Below are 23261 nucleotides of genomic sequence, written 5' to 3'. Positions count from 1 at the left end.
ACCGATCAATAACAAAAAGGGCGCCTATGGAAACCATTCTTCAGGATCTTCATGCCATCGTCGGCGACGCGGGCTTACTGCTCGGTGCAGACGTTGCCCAACGACCTGCCATGTCCCTGGGTAAGGGAAGCTGCGAAGCCCGGGCGATTGTCCGTCCCGCCACCCCCGAAGAGTTGTCGCAGGTGATGGCGCTGTGCCACCGCAACGACCAGCCCGTCGTGCCCTGGGGAGGCCTCACCGGCCTGGTCAACGGTGCCACGGCCCAACCCCACGAGATTGCCATCTCCCTCGAGCGCATGACCGCTATTGAGGAGTTCGACGAGCAGGCCGGTATCCTCGTTGTTCAGGCCGGCGCCCCCATGCAAAAAGTGCAGGAGGCCGCGGCCGACAAGGGGTGGCTCTTTGCCCTGGATCTGGGTGCCCGCGGCACCGCCACCATTGGCGGCAATATCGCCACCAATGCCGGGGGCAACAGCGTGCTTCGCTACGGCATGATGCGCCAACAGGTGCTTGGCCTGGAGGCGGTACTGGCGGACGGTACCCTGCTCTCCTCCATGAACCAAATGCTGAAAAATAACGCCGGCTATGACCTCAAACATCTGTTCATTGGTACCGAGGGAACCCTGGGCATCGTCACCCGTGCCGTGTTAAGGCTGCACCCCCTTCCCCGCTCGCGCAACACGGCCTTTGTAGGCGTCGAAAGCTTTGCCCAGCTCTCGATCCTGCTGCGCGAGCTCAGTGCCAGCCTCAGTGGCCAGCTCAGCTCCTTCGAGGTGATGTGGGGTAACTTCTACCGCCTGATGACCGAGCAGACCGGTAAGCACCCGGTGATCATGCCTACCGACCTCCCCTACTACGTATTGATCGAAGCCACAGGTAACAGTGCCGATGAAGACGCACAGCGCTTCGAACAGATCCTTGGTGAGGCGCTGGAGTCAGGCACCCTACTTGACGCCGTTATCGCCCAGTCCGAAACCCAGGCCGATAATCTCTGGGCCATGCGCGATGACATCGAAACCCTTGTTCAGGCGATGAGCCCCTTGATCGCCTTCGATGTCAGCCTGCCCATCAAAGCCATGGAGCAGTACGTGCAAGAGGTTGAGACCACACTTCTCTCACGCTGGCCCGAGGCGCGCCTGCTGGTGTTCGGGCACATGGGCGATGGAAACCTGCACCTGATCATCACCACCGGTGCCGACACCGACGCCAACCGCCACGCGGTGGAAACCCTGGTCTACGAAAAGCTGGTGCCCCTCGCCGGCTCCGTATCGGCGGAGCATGGCATAGGCCTCGAAAAACGCCAATTCCTACCCTGCTCCCGCAGCGATGTGGAGATAGCGCTGATGAAAACCCTCAAGCAGGCCCTGGACCCCAAAAACCTGCTTAACCCTGGCAAGGTGATCTAGCACCCCTCAGGGATAAAAAAAAACACCGGCTCATGGCCGGTGTTTTTTTAGGGGCCTGCCGGCTATTCCCCGGCGTTGCTGGCCATGGTCCGCTGGCGTTTCTCGCTGCGGTGAGCCATATACCAGGCGATAAAGGCAACGATGGATACCGTCAGGATAATCAAGGTGGCCAACGCGTTGATCTTGGGCGTTACCCCTAGCCGCACCGAGGAGAACACCACCATCGGCAAGGTGGTCGAGCCCGGACCGGAGACAAAGCTGGCGATCACCAGGTCATCCAGTGATAGGGTAAAGGCCAGCAGCCAACCTGCCACAAGAGCCGGCGCGATGATGGGGATAGTGATCAGGAAAAAGGTTTTCAGCGGGGTGGCCCCCAGATCCATGGCCGCCTCCTCCACCGAAATATCCATCTCCCGCAATCGGGAGGAGACCACCACCGCCACATAGGCCATGCAGAAGGTGGTGTGGGCAATCCAGATGGTGAGGAACCCCCGGTCTGCCGGCCACCCGATCATCTGCGCCATGGCCACAAACAGCAGCAACAGGGAGAGACCGGTAATGACATCGGGCATAACCAGCGGCGCGGTCATCATGCTGGAGAAGGCGGTTTTACCCGGGAAGCGGCGAAAGCGCACCATCACAAAGGCGGCGATGGTACCCAGTATCACCGCCATGCAGGCGGAGCCAAAGGCGATACGCAAGCTCATCCAGACCGCCGACATCAGCTGCGGATCCTCGAACAGCTCGCCATACCACTTGGTGCTGAAACCGGCCCATACCGTCACCAGGCGCGACTCATTAAAGGAGTAGATCACCAGGATCAGCATCGGCAGGTAAAGGAAGACCAGCCCACACCAGAGCATCACACTGGAGAAGGATAACTTTCTCATGCGGCACCCTCCATCTCTTTAGACTGGTAGTGATGGAACCAGGCGATCGGCACACTCAGCAGCGCCAGCATCACAATCGCCAGGGCAGCGGCAATCGGCCAGTCGCGGTTGTTGAAGAACTCCTGCCAGAGCACCTTTCCGATCATCAGGGTTTCCGGGCCGCCCAACAACTCAGGGATAACAAACTCACCCACCACCGGGATAAACACCAGCATGGAGCCGGCGATAATACCCGCCTTGGAGAGGGGCAGGGTGATGGTCAGGAAGGTCTTCCAGGGGCGCGCACCCAGATCGGAGGAGGCCTCGAGCAGGCTGCCATCCAGTTTCACCAGGTTGGCGTACAGCGGCAGCACCATAAAGGGCAGGTAGGCGTACACAATACCCACGTAAACCGCAAAGTTGGTATTGAGCATGATGATCGGATCATCAATGACTCCCAACCCCATCAGCAGGTTGTTGATCAGGCCGTTATTTTTGAGGATACCGATCCAGGCGTAGATACGGATCAGGAAGCTGGTCCAGGAGGGGAGCAACACCAGCAACAGCAGTACGGTCTTCAACTTGTCGTCCGCACGGGCCATGGCGTAGGCCATGGGGTACCCCAGCAGCAGGCATAACAGGGTGGAGATGAAGGCGATCTGCACCGAGCCCCAGTAAGCGGCGATATAGAGATCATCGCCGGTCAGGAACAGGTAATTGCCCAGATTAAGGACAACGGTCAGGGTTTCATCCACATAGCGGAAAACATCGCTATAGGGCGGAATGGCGATCTGCGCTTCCGAGAAGCTGATCTTGGCAACCAGTGCAAAGGGCACCATGAAAAACAGCGCCAGCCAGGTATAGGGTATGCCAATAACCAGCGTGCGCCCGCCGGGTATGTATTTCTTGATTCTCATGAGGTCAGCACCACGCAGCTTTCAGGTCCCCAGCTGATAAACACCTTGTCGTTCCAGGTTGGCCGTCCCATCTTGCGCTCTACGTTGGAGAAGGTGGACTGCACAACTTTTCCAGAGGCCAGCTTGATGTAATAAACCGAGTGGCCACCCAGGTAGGCGATATCATTGACCACGCCCTCGCTCCAGTTGGTCTCATGCTCGGGCTGCTCGCGGGTGATCTCGATCTTTTCCGGGCGAATGGCCACATAGACTCGGAGGTTATCTTCAGGGGTGGTGATACCGTGGTTAATGTAGATCTGTTGTGGCATATCGTCGGGCTGGACGGTGACGTATCCCGCCTCATCCTCGAGGATATTGCCATCGAAAATATTGACCGATCCGATAAATTCGGCGGTCATGCGTGAGTTGGGGGTTTCATAAATATCGACCGGTGATCCCACCTGTACGATCTCCCCCAGGTCCATGATCCCGATGCGGTCGGCCATGGTCATGGCCTCTTCCTGGTCGTGGGTTACCATCACACAGGTCACACCCACCTCTTCCAGGATCTCGACTACCTCCAGCTGCATCCGGGTTCTGAGTTTTTTGTCCAGGGCACCCATGGGTTCATCCAGCAGCAGGAGCTTGGGTCGCTTCGCCAGGCTGCGGGCCAGTGCCACTCGCTGACGCTGACCACCGGATAACTGGTGAGGCTTGCGACGCGCGTACTCGGACATATGAACCAGGGCCAGTAGCTCATCAACCCGCTGCTTGATCTGAGCTTTAGGAATTCGATCCTGCTTGAGGCCAAAGGCAATGTTGTCGGCCACACTCATGTGGGGAAACAGGGCGTAGGACTGAAACATCATGTTGATCGGGCGCTCGTAAGGCGGAAGGTCGGTAATATCCTCCCCGTCCAAGAAAACTCGACCCGCGGTAGGCTTTTCAAAACCAGCCAGCATTCTCAACAGCGTTGATTTGCCTGAGCCAGAGCCCCCCAAAAGTGCAAAAATTTCACCTTCTTTGATCGTCAAAGAGACATCATCAACGGCTTTCGTCTCGTCAAACTGCTTGGTGATCTTCTCAATCGATAACAGCGTTGGTTTTTCTTTTTGTTGTGTGTCCTGAATGCTATTACTCGCTTCAGAAGATTGTCCGGAAGAGTTTAACTCCGATGAAACTGCCATGATTCGGGATCTCCGACATTAGATAACAATTAAAGATTAAAAAGCCACAGCGAGGATTCGCTCGCTGTGGCCGGTCCGGTTACTGGCCGGATTTCACCTTGGTCCAGGCACGAGTCACGATACGATCGATCTTCTTGGGCAGAACCTTGAAGGGATAAAGGTTCTTGGCCGCCGCTGGAGTCGGGTAGATACCAGGGTTGGAGGTGACTTCCTCGTCAACCAGCTTGGTCGCTTCACGATTGCCGTTGGCATAGGCCACGTAGTTGGAGATACCCGCCATCACTTCAGGCTCCAGCAGGTAGTTCAGGAACTCGTACGCCTCGTCTGCGTTCTTGGCATCGGTTGGAATGGCCAGCATATCGAACCACATGCCAGCGCCCTCTTTAGGAATCACGTACTCAACGGTCACTCCGTTATCCGCTTCGGAGGCACGATCAGCAGCCTGCAGGACGTCTCCAGACCAACCCACGGCTACACAGATGTCGCCATTGGCCAGGTCAGAGATGTACTTGGAGGAGTGGAAATAGGTGATATAGGGACGCACGGAGAGCAGCAGCTCAGTCGCGGCATCGTAGTCAGCCTGGTTGGTGCTGTTGGGATCCTTGCCCAGGTACTTAAGCGCGGCAGGCAGCATCTCGGTGGGAGCGTCCAGTACGGCGACACCACAGGAGGCCAACTGCTTGACGTTTTCCGGCTTGAACAACAGGTCCCAGCTATCGACCGGGGCAGCATCGCCCAGTGCAGCCTTCACCTTGTCCGGATTGTATCCGATACCGGTGGTTCCCCACAGGTAGGGGATGGAGTACTTGTTACCTGGATCGTATACCTCCAGGTTCTTCATCATATCAGCATCCAGGTTGCCCCAGTTGCTCAGCTTGGCACGGTCCAGCGGCTGGAAGGCACCGGCCTGCGCCTGGCGTGCAAGGAAGGAAGCAGAGGGTACAACCACATCAAAACCTGAACCACCGGAGAGAAGCTTGGCCTCCAGCACCTCGTTGGAGTCGAATACGTCGTAGGTCACCTTGATACCGGTTTTTTGCTCGAAGTTGGCAATGGTGTCCTCTGCAATGTAATCGGACCAGTTGTAAACGTGGAGTACTCGCTCGGCAGCGATCGCCTGGCTGCCTGCGGCCAATGCGCAGGCAGTGGTGAGACTGATTACGCCGTTTTTAATCATATTCTTCATAGACTATTCCTGTTGCTGGTTATATTTATGCGAAGGCTAACTATTGCTAACACTACTCAACTCAGTCAATAGCTCAATCCAGTCTTTATTATTCATCGGTTCAGTCGGTTGTATGGTTAAAAATACCTCCCCCGTTTTCATGGATGGGGGTAGCAGGCTACCCCCTTTTTGATCGACGATCCGACCCATAACGGATCAGATGACACCCAGCTCTTTGGCAGTCAGATCGAGACAGTATCTCGCTTTCTCTACCAGCTCATCGATCTCCTCCTTGGTAATCACCAGCGGAGGAGAGATGATCATGGTATCGCCGGTTGCCCGCATCACCAGACCGTTGTTAAAGCAGAAGTCCCGGCACAGGGTACCGGTTGAACCCTTGTCATCAAAACGGGTGCGCGCCGCCTTGTCGTTGGTCAGCTCAAGGGCGCCCACCAGGCCTACACCACGCACTTCGCCCACCAGCGGGTGGTCCGCCAGCTCGCGCCAGCGCTTCTGCAGGTAGGGGCCGGTCTCCTCACGAACGCGGTCGACGATACCCTCATCCCGCAGGATGCGAATGTTGGCCGCGGCTACCGCTGCAGACACCGGGTGGCCGGAATAGGTGTAGCCATGGTTGAAGTCACCGCCCTCTTCGATCAGGGTTTCGGCAACCCGCTCTCCAACCACCACGCCGCCAATCGGCAGGTAGCCGGAAGAGAGCCCCTTGGCGATCGGCATCAGGTCGGGCTTGAGTCCGTAGTAGTCACTACCGAACCAATGCCCGGTACGTCCGAAGCCGCAGATGACCTCGTCGACCACCAGCAGGATATCGTACTTGTCGAGAATGCGCTTGATCTCGGGCCAGTAGGTTTCCGGTGGAACGATCACGCCACCAGCACCCTGGATCGGCTCGGCGATAAAGGCCGCGACCGAATCTTCACCCAGCTCGAGAATCTTCTCCTCCAGCGCCTGCGCCGCCTTGATACCAAACTCTTCGGGAGAGAGGTCTCCCCCCTCCTTGAACCAGTAAGGCTGGGCAATATGGACAATGCCGGGAATCGGCAGGTCACCCTGCTCATGCATATAACCCATGCCGCCCAGACTGGCACCCGCCACAGTTGAGCCGTGGTACGCATTGATGCGGCTGATAAAGGTTTTCTTGTTGGGTTTACCTTTGAGGTCCCAGTAGCGGCGCACCATGCGGAACACGGTATCGTTCGCCTCAGAACCCGAGCCACAGAAGAACACATGATTCATATGAGCCGGTGTCACTTCTGAGATCAGTTTGGCCAGGTCGATAGCGGGCGGATGGGTGGTTTTGAAAAAGGCATTGTAAAATGGCAGCTGTTGCATCTGCTCATAGGCAACCTCTGCCAGCTCCTTGCGCCCATAACCGATATTGACGCACCAAAGGCCAGCCATGGCATCCAGCATCTTGTTGCCGTTGCTATCCCACAGGTAGATTCCCTCTGCACGCTCAATCACGCGTGTCCCCTCTTCACCCAACTGTTTGAAGTCGGTAAAAGGATGCAAGTGATGCTCGCGATCCAGGGCCTGCAGTTGTGCGGTATCCAATGCTTTCATATCAATTGTCATAGTTCACCTAAAGTGTTCATTGGGCGCTTCATCACGCCGTCTCGTTATACGGTCAACAGCAGGTATTCTCGCTCCCAGGAGCTGATGACCCGTTTGAAGTTTTCATACTCCGCGCGCTTTACAGCGACATAAGCCCGGATGAACTTTTCACCCAGCATGGCTTTAATCTCCTCGCTGCTTTCCATTTTCTCCAACGCATGCTCAAGGTGAACCGGCATGTTTCGGTCGCGGATCTTGTAGGCACTACCGGAGGCAGGCTTGCTCGGCTGCAACCCCTCCATAATGCCCATGTATCCGCAGAGCAGCGTGGCGGCCAGCGCCAAATAGGGGTTAGCGTCGGCACCGGCAATGCGGTTTTCGATCCGCAGCGCCTCGGGGCCAGAGTCCGGTACGCGCAGGGCGACAGTACGGTTATCCTCTCCCCACTCCACGTTCACCGGCGCCGAGGTATCCGGCAGCAGGCGGCGGTAAGAGTTCACGTTGGGGGCAAACAGCGGCATGGTGAATGGAATATATTTCTGCAGGCCGGCAATGTAGTTCATAAAGAGTTCAGAGCGGGTACCGTCGGCATTGCTGAACAGGTTTTTGCCGGTCTTGGTGTCCATCAGGCTCTGGTGCACGTGCATGGAACTGCCCGGCTCGTCCTCCACCGGTTTCGCCATAAAGGTGGCCCGCACATCATGCTTCAGTGCGGCTTCACGCACCACACGCTTAAACAGGAACACCTGATCCGCCAGGTTAACCGGGTCTCCGTGCAGGAAGTTGATCTCCATCTGCGCGGTTCCCTCTTCATGGATCAGGGTATCCACATCCAGTCCCATCGCCTCGGCGTAGTCGTACACATCCTCAAACAGGGGATCGTATTCGTTGGCCGCATCGATGCTGAAGGACTGGCGACCACTCTCCTGGCGCCCCGAGCGCCCAACAGGTGGTTCCAACGGCAGGTCAGGGTCGTTGCAGGGCTTGGTCAGGTAAAACTCCAACTCCGGCGCCACCACCGGGCTCCAGCCCTTGGCTTCGTATAGAGCCATCACCTTTTTCAAGACATTGCGCGGGCACAACTCAATCGGGTTGCCCTGCTTGTCGTAGGTGTCGTGAATGATCTGAGCGGTCGGTTCCAGCGCCCAGGGCACCAGGAACATCGCGTTCTCGTCGGGGTGCAGGCGCATATCGATCTCGGCAGGATCGATCAGCTTGTAATAGAGATCATCGGCAACATAGTCACCGGTGACACTCTGCAGGGCGACCGACTCCGGCAGGCGAATGCCGCGCTCGCGCATAAACTTGTTGGCTGGCATGATCTTTCCGCGGGCAATACCGGTAAAGTCTGCAACCAGGCACTCCACTTCCGTGATGCCGTTTTCTTTAAGCCAGTTCTCTATGGCTTCCATGATTAACCTCGATTGTTCTCTTGGGCCCTCCGGCGACAGGCGTCACCAAAGGCAGTAAATATGGCGTGATAAAAGGGATGCTCGGCCACTTTCCATTCCGGGTGCCACTGCACAGCCAAGCTGAATGCAGGAGCACCTTCGACAGAAAAGGCTTCCACCAATCCATCTTCTGCGCACGCCTCTACCCGCAGACCGTCGCCAAGACGGTCCACCCCCTGTGTATGCAATGAGTTCACCATCGCCGACTCTCCGTCCACCAGAGAGGCGAGCACGCCACCCGGTTGAATGGCCACCGGATGCGCAACCGCATACTGCTGGTCGATGGTCTGCTCTTTATCTTCGCGGTGCTCCTGGTAGCCGCCTACCTCGTGCAAGCGTTGATGCAAAGTGCCACCAAAGGCAACATTCATCTCCTGAAAGCCACGACAGATCGCCAGGATCGGTACGCCGCTGGCGATCGCTTCGCGAATCAGGGGCAAGGTGGTGGCATCCCGTCCAAGGTCGTATTCGGAGGGGTCAACACTGCTGTTCGCACCGTAAAGATGGGGCTGAACCATGGAGTAAGATCCCGTCAGCAGCAGACCGTCGAGCCTTGCCAGAGTAGCTTTGACATCCAGCCCCTCTCCCAGCGACGGGATGATCACCGGCAGAACGTCGGAACCCTGCACCACGCCCGCAATGTACTTGTGGCCCGCCACATGAAAAGGGTGAATGCCCAGCTGGCGAGTGCAGGCAGAGATACCCACCATAGGTTTACCGTGGCTTACTGCGTTGTTGCTGGACATACATCTACCCTGGCTTGCATAGTTATTGTTCGATTTTTCACACGATATCATTAAAAAAAATGCAACACAAAGATTCTTTCTGCGCCAAGGTCGAGCCTCTTGAAAAAATCGACCCGCGCTTCCATTTTGTGCATAAAAAGGGTTTATGGTTGCCAGTTTGGTGCATAAAATAGCGATCCAGCCCTTGACCTAAGCGCCCCTCGCTTGACTTTGATAGCGCCTTAGGATTCACTGAATTTCAAACATACATTGATAAATATATTTTACAAACAGGTAACCCGAATGCACTCTGCGGACTATAAGGAAGAGGGGGCGGATTTTTTAGCACAGCACCCCGAACTCACCACCATTGATCTGTTGATCCCTGACATGAACGGCGTCATCCGCGGTAAGCGCGTCGACCCCTCCGTGCTGGCCAAGGCCTATAGCAAAGGGATCTGCCTTCCAGAGTCGCTCTTCTCCCTCGATATCCGCGGTAACACCGTTGAGGAAACCGGTGTTGGCCTGGACACCGGTGACGCCGACAAGTATTGCTACCCCGTTCCCGGGACGTTGGCGTTGGTGCCCTGGCAGCGACGCCCGACCGCCCAAGTGCTGATGACCATGCACGAAGCAGACCGCACCCCTATTTTGATCAACCCCCGCCAGGTACTGGCCGGAGTGGTAGAGCGCTTCAAGGAGCTGGGGGTCAAGCCGGTGGTCGCCGTCGAGATGGAGTTCTATCTGCTGGACAAGGAATTCTCACCCGAGCTCACCCCGCAACCACCGCTCTCCCCGGTGTCGGGAAAGCGAGAGAACAACACCCAAGTCTACTCGATGGATGACCTGGATGACTATGCAGACTTCCTCGAAGATGTGATCCACAGCGCGCAACAACAGGGCATTCCTGCCGACACCATCATTGCCGAATACGCCCCGGGGCAATTCGAGGTCAACCTGCACCACGTGGACGACCCCATGGCCGCCTGCGACCACGGTATCCTGCTCAAGCGGGTGATCAAGAGCATCGCTACCAAGCACGGTTTCGAAGCCACCTTTATGGCCAAGCCCTATCCAGACCTTGCCGGTAACGGTATGCACATCCATGTCAGCGTACTCGATGCCCTGGGTGAGAACGCCTTTGCCAACGCCGACGGTAGCTTTACGCCGTTGATGATGCATGCCCTGGCGGGACTGCTGGAGCTGATGCCAGCCTCGATGGCGCTGTTCTGCCCCAACGTCAACAGCTACCGCCGCTTTTCGCCCGACTTCTACACCCCCAACACCCCCAGCTGGGGAGTGGATAACCGGACCACCGCGCTGCGGATTCCGGCCGGCGACCGCGCCGCCACTCGCATTGAGCACAGGGTCTCCGGCGCCGACGCCAACCCCTACCTGGTGATGGCCTCGATCCTGGCCGGCATCCACCATGGGGTGGTCAACCGCATGGAGTGCCCCCCGGTGCTGCGCGGCAACGCCTACAAGCAGCTCGAGCCGAGCCTGGCGGACAACCTGCGTGACGCACTACGCTTGCTGGAGGAGTCGGAGCCGCTGATCAGCTATCTCGGCAAGCACTTCCTGGACACCTACTGCATCTGTAAGGAGCACGAAATGGTGGAGTTCGAAAAGTCGATCTCCGACCTGGAGTACAAATGGTATCTGCGCACCGTTTAGGTGCAGCCCGGTCAGCAAGAACGCGGGGGAGAGCTCCCCCGCGATGACCGCAAGGCGGTCGCTATCTAGTCAATAAGACCAAACTGGTCCCGAAGAATCTCGATAATCTCCGCCTTGGGGTTGTCCGACATCACCAACGTCTGGCCGGTAATCTTCTCCGCAATATCCACGTAGGTCTTGGAGACCGCCATCAACACCGACTCCGGAAGCGCGTTGTCCTGTGCCAACGCCTGGCGCTCGGCCATGCGATCCTTGTTAAGCAGGATGTCCGGATCGGGGAAATGGTTCAGCAGCAGCTGACGGAAGCCCTCCTTGGAGTTCTCCACCACCTTGCCTTCGCGGTAGCTGGCGCCGTCCCAGATGCGGGAGGAGTCAGGGGTTCCCACCTCGTCCATGTAGATCAGTTTCTCCTGACCACTGGCATCGGTGACGTAACCGAACTCGAACTTGGTATCAACGAAGATCTGGTCAAGCTTCTCCAGCTCGGCACTGATCACATCGAAGCCCTCCTTCAGCAGTCGCTCGTAGTAATCGATATCCTCCTTGCGGCTGAAATTGAACGCCTCGAAGTTATCCTCGATATTCTGGCGGGTGATGTTGACGTCGTCCGCCTCGGGCACCCCGGGGATACCCTTGAGAATGCCCTTGGTGGAGGGGGTAATCAGCAATTCCGGCAGGCGCTGGTCCTTATCCAGCCCCTCGGCAATACGGATGCCGCAGAACTCGCGCTCGCCCTTGGAGTAAGCACGCCACATGGAGCCGGTAATGTACTGGCGACAGATCGCCTCAATCATCACCGGACGCGCCTTCTGTACAATCCATACGAAGGGGTGGGGAATCTCCAGGATATGGCTGTCGGCCAAGCCCTGTTCGCGGAACAGTTTGAACCAGTGGTTGGAGATCGCGTTAAGCGCGGCCCCCTTGCCCGGTACACCGTTCATCCCGCCCTCACCGTGCCAGATGCAGTCAAAGGCGGAGATACGATCGCTGATCACCATGATCGCCAGCGGTGCGTCACTGGCGACATCGTATCCACGCTCGCGGATCAGGCGTTGGCTATCGGCATCGGTCAGCCAGTAGACGGAGCGTACTTTGCCGCTGTGGACAGGGCTGTTGGTGCGGATGGGCAGATCATTATTCACTGCCAGTACTTTGTTGGCGAGGCTCATGGCGCGGTCCTGTAACAAGGGGTTATTGCTCAAAATTCCGGCGAAATACTACCCTTCGCCACGCCCCGAGTCCATGCTACGCGGCGAAAACCTGACTCTGGCTGGCGACCATGCGCGCCCGAGCGCGATGCTTCCCCGCGCCGCCCTGCTGCGTATCTTTCGCCGTGATTTTTTTTTACACTGACCCACCCAACCCAGGAGCGCAGCGTGATTCGACTTTCCCGGCAGCTGGTGCTGCTGCAAAACGAGAAGGAGCTTACCCAGGCGGGACTCAAGCCCGGACAGTGTGCCGAATTGGCCAGCTCCCACCAACAAAGCAGTGGCATCCGCTGGACATTCGAGCGAGCCTTCTGGGACGAATCGGCGGGCAAACTGACCCTGCTGTATCAGGATGCGGAGGACCCCAGTAACGAGGAGCGCTGCCTGACCCTGCGGCTTGAGCGCTCCGGCAAAGCCTACCGGGTCGCCGGTCACCATACCGCCCTGCCCTAAGCCCCTTATCGCGGAAACTCCTTGAGGCAGCAACGCCCGGAGGGGTTACGAATCTCGCAGGCGCAGCGCCCCTGTCCGGTCTGCTCCACCACAAAAGCCCGGCTGGCGCTTTCCCCGCACTGCGCGCGCTCGGCCATCACTCGCTCCAGATTAATATCAAAGCAGTAGCAAAGCATACGCTTGGGGTCTCTCGACTTTTGCCCCACCTCAAGCCGCAGCTGCTCTCGCGAATAGCCGCAACCATCCTCCCCCTGGTATACCCGGTCGCAGTCGGCGTTGGCACAAAAATAGTAGCCCTGTTCAACCAGCGCCTGGTTGAAGGGGGCCCGCAACAGATGCAGCAGGGTCCTTGCCTCCACCGCCTGTAACGCACCACCGCAAGCACTGCAGCGTATTGATGCGCGTTGCGGCGCTGGTTTTTTGCAACACTGGGTCATCTGCTCTCTCCTGCTCGGGGAGTCCATCATACCGTCCTCTGTCCCGGTTGGCATTCAGGGTGGGTGTAAGCGCGCCCGCCCTATGCGGTGCCCGAATAACAGAGGCGCGTAACCACGCCAGTATTTTCACCCTAAAAAGCCGACCCGATCCTGGGATGGAATCCGCCATTGCGGCTTTTCCACTGTTCACTCTCTTTTTATCCCTGGCCTACTCCACGGTGCCCGGCGACGACAACGACTACGTCACGCTCCCCTTCCCAGTCTGGTTTTCACTCAACGGCCCCGAGCCAATTTACAGCGCCGCTGGCACAGCGGATAATCACCCCACTGCGTCGCTCCGTGCGTTCTTTCCCCTGTGCTGTGTTGAGTCTGCCGATGCCCCCTTTGCGCACCCTGTTGTGTCTGTTCCTGTTCTCCCCCAGCCTGCTGCTCGCCGCGGACACCTTCAGCGCCGCCAAGCGCGAGGCCCGCGAAATCTATGCCGACAATCCCAGCAGCTTCTACTGCAACTGCCGCTACCAGACCCAGGGTAAGAAGCTGGTTCCGGACCTCGCCTCTTGCGGCTACCAGGTGCGCAAACAGCCCCGGCGTGCCGAACGGATCGAGTGGGAACATGTGGTGCCCGCCTGGACACTGGGCCACCAACGCCAGTGCTGGCAGGAGGGGGGGCGCAAAGGCTGTCGCCAGGATCCGGTGTTCAATCGCATGGAGGCCGACCTGCACAACCTGGTGCCGGCGATCGGCGAGATCAACGGCGACCGCTCCAACTTCCGCTTTTCCCTGCTGGGACCCTCCCCGCAGCGTTATGGGCGCTGCGATTTCAAGGTGGATTTCAAGGCGCGCAAGGTAGAGCCTCCGGAGGCGGTGCGGGGTGAGATCGCCCGCATCAGCCTCTATATGCACCAGAAGTATGGACTCAGCATGAGCCCCGCCCAGCGCCGACTGCTGGAGGAGTGGCATCGTCGCTACCCGGTGAGCGACTGGGAGCGCACCCGCAACCAGCGGGTCGCCGCCCGGCAGGGGGATTCAAATCCCTGGGTAAGTGCTCACTAGCACTCGGCTCTTGATTTCAGGGGTCACTCCCGCAGTGCTCGACGGATGATCTTGCCGGTCACCGTCATCGGCAGGCTCTCCACAAAGGCCACTTCACGGGGGTATTCGTGGGGCGCCAGTCGCGTTTTTACATGGGCCTGCAGTGCCGATACCAGCTCGGTATCGCCGCTATACCCCCGATTCAGCACCACAAACGCCTTTACGATCTGGGTTCGCAGGGGGTCCGCCTTACCCACCACCGCCACCATGCGCACCGCCGGGTGGGACAACAGGCAGTTTTCAATTTCACCCGGCCCAAAGCGATAGCCCGCGCTGGTGATCAGGTCATCGTCGCGGGCCTGGAAATAGAGGTAGCCCTGGGCATCCTGGTAAGCCAGGTCCCCGGTCAACATCCAATCACCGACAAACCTGGCCCGGGTCGCCGGCTCGTTGTTCCAGTAGCCGAGGAACATCACCGGGTCCGGTCGCTTGACGGCCACGACCCCCACCTCACCCACCCCCAGCGGCTGGCCCTCGGGATCCACCACCGCCAGCCGGTGCCCCGGCGCGGGGCGTCCCATCGAGCCGGCCCGGATCGGCATCAGCGCCTCACAGTTGGAGACGATCATGTTGCACTCGGTCTGCCCGTAAAACTCGTTGATTCTCACCCCCAGCTGCTGTTCGGCCCACTGCAACAGCTCCTCTCCCAGCGGTTCACCGCCGCTGGCGATGGTGCGCAGCGACAGCGCCCAGCGCCCCCTGATCTCTCCCAGAGTGCGCAGCAGCTTGAGGGCCGTGGGCGGCATAAAGAGATTGCGTATCTCGAAGTCGGCGATCAGCTGCAGCGCACCCTCGGGGTCAAACTTCGGCATACGGTGCGCGACCACGGTGACCCCGTGGTGCAGGGCAGGCAGCAGGACATCGTAGAGACCCCCGATCCAGGCCCAGTCGGCAGGGGTCCAGATCCGATCACCCGGCTGCGGGAAAAAGTTGTGGGACAATTCCACCCCGGGCAGGTGGCCCAGCAACACCTGATGTCCATGCAGCGCCCCTTTAGGCTGACCGGTGGTACCCGAGGTGTAGATGATCAATGCCGGGGTCTCCCCGCCGGTGACCACCGGCTCGAACTGATCGGACTCCAGGGCCATCGCCTGACGCAGGTCAAGCTCATCGGTTACTACTTCATCAACCACCAGTACCTGCTCCAGGGCCGGCAACTGTTCGCGGATCGCAGCCAGCTTGGCGGCCCCGATGCGGTCGGTCACCACCGCACGGCAGCCTGAGTCGTTAAGGCGATAGAGCAGGGCATCCCGTTCAAACAGCGAAAACAGAGGGACGGCGATAGCCGCCATCTTATAGATCGCGATGTGGCTAAAGGCGGTTTCCGGACACTGCCCCAGCAGTACCGCCACCCGGTCCCCCTCCCCGATCCCAAGCCGGGTCAGCAGGTTGGCGAGTCGATTTGAGCGCTCCTTCAATTGCCCAAAGCTGACCTCCTCCAACCCTCCGCCGGGGAGTTTATGGATCAGGGCAATGCGTTCGGGATCGCTGTTGGCCCAGCGATCGCACACATCCACGCCGATGTTGTAGGCGGTCGATGAGGGCCAGCGAAAGTCTCTCCACAGCTGTTCATAATCCGCTTGCGGTTGATGGCTTAGCACAGGGTTCCCTCGTCAGCATATCGATCAACCCATGGTGCCCCAGATGGGCAGGCAAAGGCTACTGCGGCCGCACTCCCAGGCTGTAACGGCCATCCTCGTGAAACTGCACTACCTGCGCTCGGCGCTTGCCCAGCAGCAGCGGTCCCTCGTCGAAGAAGAGGAAGTTTTTCCAGTGGCGCCTGAAGACCCCCCAGTTGGTCTCGATCACATCACGGCTGTGGTAGCAGAAATAGACCACCGTATTGTCTGCCCAGTCGAGGGCCTCCAGCAGCTCCTCTGGCAAATCAGCCTGATCGCTTTCCCAACGCTCCTGCCACTGCCCCTCCTCTTGCCAGGTCTGGGCAGCAGCGGCCCAGTCGTCGCCACCAAACTGCTCCGGGTGCTGGCTCTGGCGGCTCACATGCTGTTGCCACAGCTGCAGGCTGCGGGCCTCCCCCAAGGGGGTTATCTGCTGCAGCTCCGCTTCCTGCACAGGCATCTCGCGGTGGCGGAACACCCAGGCTTTGCGGTAGTGGTCAAGGGGGGAGTGGGTCATAAGCGGCTAGCTGTCTGAGGAACAATAAGATCTCAGACTACCATTATGGCGCCCAAAATACTGCGCTTGAGAAACTGAACCCTGCGGTACCGGAAGGGTCCAACCACCAATATACTTTCATGCTGACTCATTAGGTTGTTGATAGCCGCGTCAGACTGCGTATAGAATCGCCGTACTCAAGGAATGATTACATTTTATGTTTTATCTGCACACAGTGATGAAAACATCAGCTCAAGGCCGCCGCCTGCTCGGCCTGATGTTGGCGTTGCTTGTGTTTGTTGGCAACTGCTCGGCAGCCATGGCGCTGCCCCATGCCCAGAATAGCGAAAGCCAGATAGCGATAACCACCACCGTGGCTCTGCCGGATGAGTCCCACCAGGGGCATTGCCTGCAGTTAAAGGAAGCTAGCCCGGATTCAGGAATTGAAGAGCAGTGCTGGGACAACCACTGCCCCAACAGCCTCTCCGCCAGCAACACAAAGCTTAATAAACTCACCAAGTTCGATGACGGCGACTCCCCTCTTTATGTGGCCGCTATCAACCCGGCTGCAAAAATAGGGTCCTCCAGCTGCATTAACCAGCCGCTCCCCGCCAGCGCCGATTTTTCTCCTCCCCCCCTGTTCTACACCCTCTGCGTCCTGCGCTTATAGGTTCCCAGTGCCACCAGCTGTTTCGCTGGTAACCCTGGCCTTTCTCAACAACTGAATGTTGACCCCGGCAGATGCGATGCTGCGCCTACACCCCAGCTAAGAATCTCTCTGCCCATAACGGAGTGTATCAATGCGAGTATTACCCCGCCTGGTGCTGGCGCTAGGGCTTTTGGGATCCTCCCTCTCCCCAGCCTACGCCCAGGACTTGACCCTCGATCAGGCGCTACAACGCGCACTGGAAATGAGCCCCAGACTGAGCGAGATAGAGGCCCGCTATCGGGCCGCGCTTGAGGTGCCCGACCAGGTTGGCGCACTGCCAGACCCCACCCTCACGCTGGGTATGCTGAATGTCCCGACCGATACCTTTGACCTCGACCAGGAGCCCATGACGCAGATGCAGGTCTCTTTTAGCCAGGCGCTCCCCTGGCTGAAAGCCCGTGAGCTCGCTTCGTCCGCAGCCCAGCACCAAGCGAGAGCAACGGCTGCAGAGCTCGACGAGGCTCGAAACATGCTGCGGCGCGACGTTAGCCGCACCTGGTGGGGACTTTATTTTGTTGAGCGCTCACTCGCGGTCACCGATGAAAACTTGCTGCGGTTGCGCGAGTTCAACCGTATTGCCCAGAGCCGTTACCGGGTTGGGCAGGGGCTGCAACAGGACACCTTGCAAGCGCAACTGGAGCTCTCCAACCAGCTCTCCCTGCAACTGTCACTGCAAAACCAGCGACGAATCCTCTCGGCTCAACTGAATGCCCTGCTTGCCCAGGCTGCGGAAGCCACCATTGGCGTGGATCTTGACCAACAGCCGGTCACGGTCGCCCTCCCTCCCCTCTCTCAGCTCATTGAGACGGCTCTTGAGCAACGTCCGGCCATTCGCCAACAGCAAAAGCTGGTTGAGGCCGCTGCTGATCGTCGGGCCCAAGCCGAAGTCGCTTTAAGACCCGATATCAGCCTGGGGGGTGCCTACGGTTATCGACAGGACGCCCCCAACGGGGCTGACCGGGCCGATTTTTTATCCTTTAACATCGGTATCAAGCTACCGATCTACGCCGGCTCCAAACAGCACAAGGCGATCAGCCAGCGAGGCCAGGAGCTGATCAGCCGGCAGGAAGCGCTCTATGTCACCCAGCTCAACACCCGTTCCGAGGTAGTTCAAGCCGCGTCCGACTACCAGCGGGCGCAGGAGCAGCAGCTACTGCTGCTCAGAGGGATCATCCCCCAGTCCCAGCAAACGGTGGCCTCGATGCTCTCCGGATATCAGGTGAACAAGGTGGATTTCTCTGCCCTGATTCAGGCCCAACTGATGGCAAACCGTGTGCAGGTGCAGTATTGGAAAACCCTTAGCGAAGGCCAGCAGGCGCTGGCAACTCTCTATGCCGCCACCGGCGGAGCCTCTCAACTAATCCCCGAAAACGGAGAACGCCCCCATGAATAAGGCTCTTTTTGGTGCAAGCATAGCGCTCGCGATTGGCGTGGGTATCGGCATTGGGGCTGCCCAGTTTCAGCACCTGCTGGTGCCACCGGCGACCGGTACGGCTGGGCACGATAGCGCGGACAATAGCCCGCGCCCGCTGTTCTATCGCAACCCAATGAATCCGGCCATTACCTCCCCGGTTCCCGCCAAGGATGAGATGGGCATGGACTACATCCCGGTGTATCCGGAAAAGCCCGCCGCCGACAGAAAACCGCTTTTTTATCGTAATCCAATGAACCCGGCCATTACCTCACCGGTTCCGGCGCAGGATGAGATGGGCATGGATTACATCCCGGTTTTTGCCGATGAAGAGGGGGGTAACGATGAGCCCACCGGCACCGTCAAGATCGACCCGGTCATGGTACAGAATATCGGCGTTCGCACCGTTAAAGTAGAGCAGAGAGATCTGGTGCGCAGCGTCCGCGCCAGTGGTCGCATCACCGTCGATGAGAGTCGCATGTCGCGGCTGCACCCACGCACCGAAGGCTGGGTCGAGAAACAGTGGGTCTCCCGCATCGGAAACGCCGTTCGCAAAGGTGATGACCTACTTAGCCTATACTCTCCCCAGTTGGTCACTAGCCAACAGGAGTACCTGCTGGCACTGGATAACCTGAACGCTCTGGCGGACAGCCCCTTTGAGGATATCCGCCGCGGTGCCGAAGAGATGGTCTCGAGCTCCGAACAGCGCCTTCGCTTGCTGGATATGCCACCCCATGAGATTGCCAAACTGCGCCAGAGCCGTCAGGTACAGCGTGCAGTAGCGATCGAATCTCCGTTCGATGGAGTGGTTCTGGACATCGGTGCCCGGGAAGGCCAGTACATCAAACCCAGCACAGAAATGTATATGCTCGCCGACCTGAGCAAGGTGTGGCTACTGGCCGATGTGTACGAGTATGAACTGCCCTGGATTTCGGTCGGGGATTCAGGATCCATGGAGATCACCGGCTTGGGCAATCATAGCTTCACCGGTACCGTCGCCTATATCTACCCCTACGCTGAAGCATCGACTCGAACCGTAAAGGTACGGCTGGAGTTCGATAACCCCCAGGGGCTGCTCAAGCCCGATATGTTTGCCAGTGTCACGATTGGCGCCAGCACCCGTAAGCAAGCCCTGGTCGTGCCGAGTAATGCCATTGTCCGCTCCGGCTCCCGGGAGCAGGTATTTGTAGTGCGCGGCGAAGGCAAGTTCGAACCCCGTCAGGTTGAGCTGGGCTACAGCAGCGATGGCTGGGTTGAGATCACCTCCGGGCTTAAAGCCGGTGAGACCGTGGTCAGCTCCGCGCTGTTCCTGATCGATTCCGAGTCCAAACTGCGCGAAGCAACGGCCAAGATGATGGAGGCTTCGAAAAATGTGGGTGCATCGACTCCGGAGGAGGCCACCTCCTCGGATGAACTCTCCATGGGTGGGCTGTCGATGGACGACATGAGCATGGACGGTATGAGCATGGAAGGCATGAGTACCGACGACATGAGCATGGACGGTATGAGCACGGAAGGCATGAGTACCGACGACATGAGCATGGAAGGCATGAGTACCGACGACATGAGCATGGAAGGCATGAGCATGGAGCCTGATGCAACGAAAGATGCCGGAGTGATGCAACATGATTAATGGTGTTATCAACGGCTCACTGCGCAACCGCTTTCTGGTGTTGATCGCCACTGCGCTGCTGATCGCCGCCGGGATCTGGGCGGTCAAGAAGACCCCCCTCGACGCCATCCCAGATCTTTCGGATGTGCAGGTTATCGTATTTACTGAGTTCCCGGGGCAGGCACCACAGGTGGTGGAGGACCAGGTCACCTACCCCCTTACCACAGCCATGCTAGGGGTTCCCTATGCCAAAGTGGTACGGGGTTACTCCTTTTTTGGTTACTCCTTTGTGTACATCATCTTCGAAGACGGTACCGACATGTACTGGGCCCGCTCGCGGGTGCTTGAGCAGCTCAACTACGCTGCCAGCCGCCTGCCCGACACCGTCCAGCCCGTGCTCGGACCGGACGCCACTGGCGTCGGCTGGGTCTACGAGTACGCGCTGGTCGATCGCAGTGGCCGTCACGACCTGTCTGAGCTGCGCTCGATTCAGGACTGGTACCTGCGTTACCAGTTGCAAACCGTGCCCGGTGTATCGGAGGTGGCCAGCATTGGAGGCCACATAAAGCAGTATCAGGTGGAGGTCGACCCGCACCTGATGGCGCGTTATAAAGTCCCGCTATCGCGGGTAAAAGCCGCCATCAAGCGCTCCAACAACGACGTCGGTGGGCGCCTGGTGGAGATGGCCGAAACCGAGTACATGGTGCGTGGCCTGGGCTATATTCGTACCCTCTCCGACTTGGAAGAGATTCCGCTTGGCAGTACGCCGGAGGGAACACCCCTGCGGCTGAAAGATATTGCCCATGTGCAACTGGGACCCGAGCTACGGCGAGGCGTTGCTGAACTGGATGGCGAGGGAGAAACCGTTGGCGGCATCATCGTCATGCGCTACGGCGAAAATGCACAGGCCACCATCAAAGCGGTCAAGGAGAAACTCGAGCAACTCAAGCCCGGTCTCCCCGAAGGGGTCGAGATCATTCCGGTCTACGATCGCGGTGACCTGATCCAGCGCGCCGTCGATAACCTCAGCTTCAAGTTGATTGAAGAGTCCATCGTGGTCTCCATCGTCTGCATCCTCTTCCTGCTGCATGTGCGTTCGGCACTGGTGGCTATCATCACCTTGCCCATCGGTATCCTGATGGCGTTTATGGTGATGCAGTGGCAGGGGATCAACGCCAACATCATGTCGTTAGGGGGAATCGCGATCGCCATAGGGGCCATGGTCGATGGGGCCATCGTCATGATCGAGAATGCCCACAAGCACCTCGAACAGGCCCATGATCGCTTGCAGCGAGAGCTCACCGACAACGAGCGCTGGATGACCATTGCCGATTCGGCCCGGGAGGTAGGGCCCGCCCTGTTCTTCTCATTGCTGATCATTACCGTCTCCTTCCTGCCGGTGTTTACCCTGCAGGCACAGGAGGGCCGGATGTTCGGCCCGCTGGCATTCACCAAAACCTACGCCATGGCCGCGGCTGCTATTCTATCGGTCACCCTGATTCCTGTTTTGATGGGATACCTGATCCGCGGAAAAATCCTGCCCGAATCCCGCAATCCGGTAAACCGTGTTTTGCACTGGCTGCATGCTCCCCTGCTGGGTGCCGCCATCCGCTGGCGCTGGATCACGATCGTGTTGGCGAGCCTGGTGGTTGTGGTTACCGCTTATCCCATCAGCAAACTGGGTACCGAATTTATGCCTCCACTGGATGAGGGGGATATCTTGTATATGCCCACCACCTACCCCGGGGTCTCCATCACCAAGGTCAAGGAGCTGCTCCAACAAACCGACAAGATCCTCGCCAGCTTCCCTGAGGTGGAACGGGTCTTCGGCAAAGCGGGTAGAGCCGATACCGCCACGGACCCCGCGCCACTGAGCATGCTGGAAACCACCATCAAGCTCAAACCCAAGGAGCTGTGGCCTGACCCCGACAAGACGACCCAGGAGCTGATGAACGAGATGGACCAGGCCATCAAGTTCCCGGGGCTTGCCAACGCCTGGACCATGCCCATCAAAACCCGTATCGATATGCTCTCGACCGGTATCAAAACCCCAGTGGGGATCAAGGTCAGCGGCCCCAGCCTCGCCAAACTGGAGGAGATGGTACTGGAGATCGAACAGGTGGTTCGTGGGGTATCTGGCACCCTGACCGCCTTTGGCGACCGTGCCGTGGGTGGCTATTACCTGGACTTCACCATAAACCGTACAGAAGCGGCGCGTTATGGACTCACCACCGGGGAGGTACAGGAGGTGATTCAGACCGCCATCGGTGGCATGAATGTGACGCGTACGGTGGAAGGGCTCGAGCGCTATCCGGTTAATATCCGCTACCCGCGTGAGTTACGTGACGATATTGACTCGCTCAAACGGGTGCTGGTCCCCACCCCAGGTGGTGCCCAGATTCCATTGACGCAGCTGGCCGAGCTGGAGCTACGCCGGGGGCCGCCTGGCATCAAGAGCGAGGATGCTCGTCTCTCCTCTTGGATCTATGTGGATATCTACGTCTCTGACATTGGCGGCTATGTACGTGAGGCCAAAAAAGCGGTATCCGAGCAGGTGACCGTGCCGCCCGGTTATACCATCAGCTGGTCGGGCCAGTATGAATATATGGAGCGAGCCGCCGAGCGTCTCAAGATCGTCATCCCGGCCACCCTGATGATTATCTTCCTGCTGCTCTACCTCAACTTCCGCAATATCAGTGCACCTCTGGTGGTAATGCTGTCGATCCCCTTCGGCCTGGTGGGGGGAATCTGGCTGGTGCACTGGCTCGGTTTCAACCTGTCGGTCGCTGTCGCAGTCGGCTTTATTGCCCTGGCAGGGGTAGCCGCGGAAATTGGCGTGCTGGTACTCACCTTTATTGACCAGGCTGTGGCAGCGAAGCGTCGTAGCAAGGGCGCTACAGGTGCCCGCCTTACCAGCGGCGAGCTGCGCCGTGCTGTGCTGGAGGGCACGTCGGAGCGGGTACGCCCCATCGCCATGACCTCCGTCACCGTAATCGCCGGCTTGCTGCCCATTATGTGGAGCTCAGGCTCAGGCTCAGGCGTGATGCAGCGCATCGCTGCCCCCATGATCGGCGGCATGATCAGCGTCACCCTGCTCTGCCTGGTCGTACTACCGGTGATCTATGGACTGGTGCTGCAACTGAAAGAGCGCCGCCGTAAGGCCCACGACCCCATTCAGGAGGCGGCTGAAGGCCACACCGACACAACGCCATGAAACGTACTTTCCAACTCGCTAAACAGACGGGAGGCTTACTCCCTCTTACTCCCAAGGAGATC

General features: G+C 58.6%; 19 protein-coding genes. 8 read left to right on the top strand and 11 right to left on the bottom strand.

The window, feature by feature from the left end:
* Positions 1-26 precede the first annotated feature (26 nt).
* The gene (locus tag D0544_RS12440) at positions 27-1406 is read left to right on the top strand and encodes an FAD-binding oxidoreductase (protein ID WP_125016617.1); all 1380 of its coding nucleotides are present in this window, start codon (positions 27-29) and stop codon (positions 1404-1406) included.
* Positions 1407-1468: 62 nt separating this feature from the next.
* Here the strand turns inward: D0544_RS12440 and D0544_RS12435 are convergent, their stop codons facing one another.
* From D0544_RS12435 to D0544_RS12405, 7 genes are all read right to left on the bottom strand, one after another.
* Positions 1469-2296: an ABC transporter permease subunit gene (locus D0544_RS12435; RefSeq protein WP_125016615.1), complete on the bottom strand. Its 828-nt coding sequence runs from the start codon at positions 2294-2296 to the stop codon at positions 1469-1471.
* Positions 2293-3192, bottom strand: a complete 900-nt coding sequence (locus D0544_RS12430) for an ABC transporter permease subunit (protein ID WP_125016613.1) — start codon at positions 3190-3192, stop codon at positions 2293-2295. The genes D0544_RS12435 and D0544_RS12430 overlap by 4 nt, the downstream gene beginning before the upstream one ends.
* Positions 3189-4358 carry an ABC transporter ATP-binding protein gene (locus D0544_RS12425; protein WP_125016611.1) on the bottom strand — a complete coding sequence of 390 codons (1170 nt, stop codon included), beginning with the start codon at positions 4356-4358 and terminating at the stop codon, positions 3189-3191. The genes D0544_RS12430 and D0544_RS12425 overlap by 4 nt, the downstream gene beginning before the upstream one ends.
* A 79-nt stretch (positions 4359-4437) precedes the next feature.
* Positions 4438-5544, bottom strand: coding sequence for an extracellular solute-binding protein (locus D0544_RS12420; RefSeq protein ID WP_243647333.1), 1107 nt, complete (start codon positions 5542-5544; stop codon positions 4438-4440).
* A gap of 195 nt (positions 5545-5739) precedes the next feature.
* A complete protein-coding gene (locus tag D0544_RS12415) occupies positions 5740-7107 on the bottom strand; it encodes an aspartate aminotransferase family protein (RefSeq protein WP_125016609.1) in 1368 nt (455 codons plus the stop codon).
* A 56-nt stretch (positions 7108-7163) separates the two neighbouring features.
* Complete coding sequence (locus D0544_RS12410) at positions 7164-8510, bottom strand: glutamine synthetase family protein (protein ID WP_125016607.1); 1347 nt, start codon at positions 8508-8510, stop codon at positions 7164-7166.
* A gap of 2 nt (positions 8511-8512) precedes the next feature.
* Positions 8513-9295 (bottom strand): gamma-glutamyl-gamma-aminobutyrate hydrolase family protein, encoded by a 783-nt coding sequence (locus D0544_RS12405; protein WP_207905872.1) that lies wholly within the window; start codon positions 9293-9295, stop codon positions 8513-8515.
* Positions 9296-9577: 282 nt separating this feature from the next.
* Here D0544_RS12405 and D0544_RS12400 point away from each other — a divergent pair, with 282 nt between their 5' ends.
* Positions 9578-10948 carry a glutamine synthetase family protein gene (locus D0544_RS12400; protein WP_125016605.1) on the top strand — a complete coding sequence of 457 codons (1371 nt, stop codon included), beginning with the start codon at positions 9578-9580 and terminating at the stop codon, positions 10946-10948.
* Between the two features lie 65 nt (positions 10949-11013).
* On the opposite strand, the gene D0544_RS12395 is transcribed toward D0544_RS12400, so the two are convergent.
* Positions 11014-12117 carry a phosphoribosylaminoimidazolesuccinocarboxamide synthase gene (locus D0544_RS12395; RefSeq protein WP_125016603.1) on the bottom strand — a complete coding sequence of 368 codons (1104 nt, stop codon included), beginning with the start codon at positions 12115-12117 and terminating at the stop codon, positions 11014-11016.
* A gap of 207 nt (positions 12118-12324) precedes the next feature.
* On the opposite strand from D0544_RS12395, the gene D0544_RS12390 reads away from it, so the two are divergent.
* The gene (locus tag D0544_RS12390) at positions 12325-12609 is read left to right on the top strand and encodes a hypothetical protein (RefSeq protein ID WP_125016601.1); all 285 of its coding nucleotides are present in this window, start codon (positions 12325-12327) and stop codon (positions 12607-12609) included.
* A gap of 5 nt (positions 12610-12614) precedes the next feature.
* Here the strand turns inward: D0544_RS12390 and D0544_RS12385 are convergent, their stop codons facing one another.
* Positions 12615-13046 carry a putative iron-sulfur cluster-binding metallochaperone gene (locus D0544_RS12385; protein WP_125016599.1) on the bottom strand — a complete coding sequence of 144 codons (432 nt, stop codon included), beginning with the start codon at positions 13044-13046 and terminating at the stop codon, positions 12615-12617.
* Positions 13047-13421: 375 nt separating this feature from the next.
* Between D0544_RS12385 and D0544_RS12380 the strand changes: the two genes are divergently transcribed.
* Positions 13422-14099 carry an endonuclease gene (locus D0544_RS12380; RefSeq protein WP_125016597.1) on the top strand — a complete coding sequence of 226 codons (678 nt, stop codon included), beginning with the start codon at positions 13422-13424 and terminating at the stop codon, positions 14097-14099.
* Between the two features lie 23 nt (positions 14100-14122).
* Here D0544_RS12380 and D0544_RS12375 read toward each other — a convergent pair whose 3' ends face one another.
* A complete protein-coding gene (locus D0544_RS12375; protein WP_125016595.1) occupies positions 14123-15739 on the bottom strand; it encodes an acyl-CoA synthetase in 1617 nt (538 codons plus the stop codon).
* 58 nt (positions 15740-15797) lie between these two features.
* A complete protein-coding gene (locus D0544_RS12370; RefSeq protein WP_125016594.1) occupies positions 15798-16274 on the bottom strand; it encodes a DUF2947 domain-containing protein in 477 nt (158 codons plus the stop codon).
* 217 nt (positions 16275-16491) lie between these two features.
* Between D0544_RS12370 and D0544_RS12365 the strand changes: the two genes are divergently transcribed.
* The 4 genes from D0544_RS12365 (at position 16492) to D0544_RS12350 (ending at position 23199) form a co-directional block, all read left to right on the top strand.
* Positions 16492-16923, top strand: a complete 432-nt coding sequence (locus D0544_RS12365) for a hypothetical protein (RefSeq protein ID WP_125016592.1) — start codon at positions 16492-16494, stop codon at positions 16921-16923.
* A gap of 130 nt (positions 16924-17053) precedes the next feature.
* Positions 17054-18355, top strand: coding sequence for a TolC family protein (locus tag D0544_RS12360; protein ID WP_125016590.1), 1302 nt, complete (start codon positions 17054-17056; stop codon positions 18353-18355).
* Entirely contained in the window at positions 18348-20006 is a 1659-nt protein-coding gene (locus D0544_RS12355; RefSeq protein WP_125016588.1) for an efflux RND transporter periplasmic adaptor subunit, read from the top strand. The genes D0544_RS12360 and D0544_RS12355 overlap by 8 nt, the downstream gene beginning before the upstream one ends.
* Complete coding sequence (locus D0544_RS12350) at positions 19999-23199, top strand: efflux RND transporter permease subunit (RefSeq protein ID WP_125016586.1); 3201 nt, start codon at positions 19999-20001, stop codon at positions 23197-23199. Before D0544_RS12355 ends, D0544_RS12350 begins: the two co-directional genes overlap by 8 nt.
* Positions 23200-23261 lie beyond the last annotated feature (62 nt).

This window comes from Aestuariirhabdus litorea, from assembly GCF_003864255.1.
GTDB lineage: Bacteria > Pseudomonadota > Gammaproteobacteria > Pseudomonadales > Aestuariirhabdaceae > Aestuariirhabdus > Aestuariirhabdus litorea.
The sequence above is the reverse complement of the archived record's forward strand: the minus strand, read 5'-3'. Positions and strand labels throughout refer to the sequence as shown.

Bases quoted from the DNA above. Each gene is read 5' to 3' on its own strand.
- D0544_RS12440 (WP_125016617.1), top strand. From the start codon at position 27: ATGGAAACCATTCTTCAGGATCTTCATGCCATCGTCGGCGACGCGGGC.
- D0544_RS12435 (WP_125016615.1), bottom strand. From the start codon at position 2,296: ATGAGAAAGTTATCCTTCTCCAGTGTGATGCTCTGGTGTGGGCTGGTC.
- D0544_RS12430 (WP_125016613.1), bottom strand. From the start codon at position 3,192: ATGAGAATCAAGAAATACATACCCGGCGGGCGCACGCTGGTTATTGGC.
- D0544_RS12425 (WP_125016611.1), bottom strand. From the start codon at position 4,358: ATGGCAGTTTCATCGGAGTTAAACTCTTCCGGACAATCTTCTGAAGCG.
- D0544_RS12420 (WP_243647333.1), bottom strand. From the start codon at position 5,544: ATGAAGAATATGATTAAAAACGGCGTAATCAGTCTCACCACTGCCTGC.
- D0544_RS12415 (WP_125016609.1), bottom strand. From the start codon at position 7,107: ATGAAAGCATTGGATACCGCACAACTGCAGGCCCTGGATCGCGAGCAT.
- D0544_RS12410 (WP_125016607.1), bottom strand. From the start codon at position 8,510: ATGGAAGCCATAGAGAACTGGCTTAAAGAAAACGGCATCACGGAAGTG.
- D0544_RS12405 (WP_207905872.1), bottom strand. From the start codon at position 9,295: ATGTCCAGCAACAACGCAGTAAGCCACGGTAAACCTATGGTGGGTATC.
- D0544_RS12400 (WP_125016605.1), top strand. From the start codon at position 9,578: ATGCACTCTGCGGACTATAAGGAAGAGGGGGCGGATTTTTTAGCACAG.
- D0544_RS12395 (WP_125016603.1), bottom strand. From the start codon at position 12,117: ATGAGCCTCGCCAACAAAGTACTGGCAGTGAATAATGATCTGCCCATC.
- D0544_RS12385 (WP_125016599.1), bottom strand. From the start codon at position 13,046: ATGACCCAGTGTTGCAAAAAACCAGCGCCGCAACGCGCATCAATACGC.
- D0544_RS12380 (WP_125016597.1), top strand. From the start codon at position 13,422: ATGCCCCCTTTGCGCACCCTGTTGTGTCTGTTCCTGTTCTCCCCCAGC.
- D0544_RS12370 (WP_125016594.1), bottom strand. From the start codon at position 16,274: ATGACCCACTCCCCCCTTGACCACTACCGCAAAGCCTGGGTGTTCCGC.
- D0544_RS12365 (WP_125016592.1), top strand. From the start codon at position 16,492: ATGAAAACATCAGCTCAAGGCCGCCGCCTGCTCGGCCTGATGTTGGCG.
- D0544_RS12360 (WP_125016590.1), top strand. From the start codon at position 17,054: ATGCGAGTATTACCCCGCCTGGTGCTGGCGCTAGGGCTTTTGGGATCC.
- D0544_RS12355 (WP_125016588.1), top strand. From the start codon at position 18,348: ATGAATAAGGCTCTTTTTGGTGCAAGCATAGCGCTCGCGATTGGCGTG.
- D0544_RS12350 (WP_125016586.1), top strand. From the start codon at position 19,999: ATGATTAATGGTGTTATCAACGGCTCACTGCGCAACCGCTTTCTGGTG.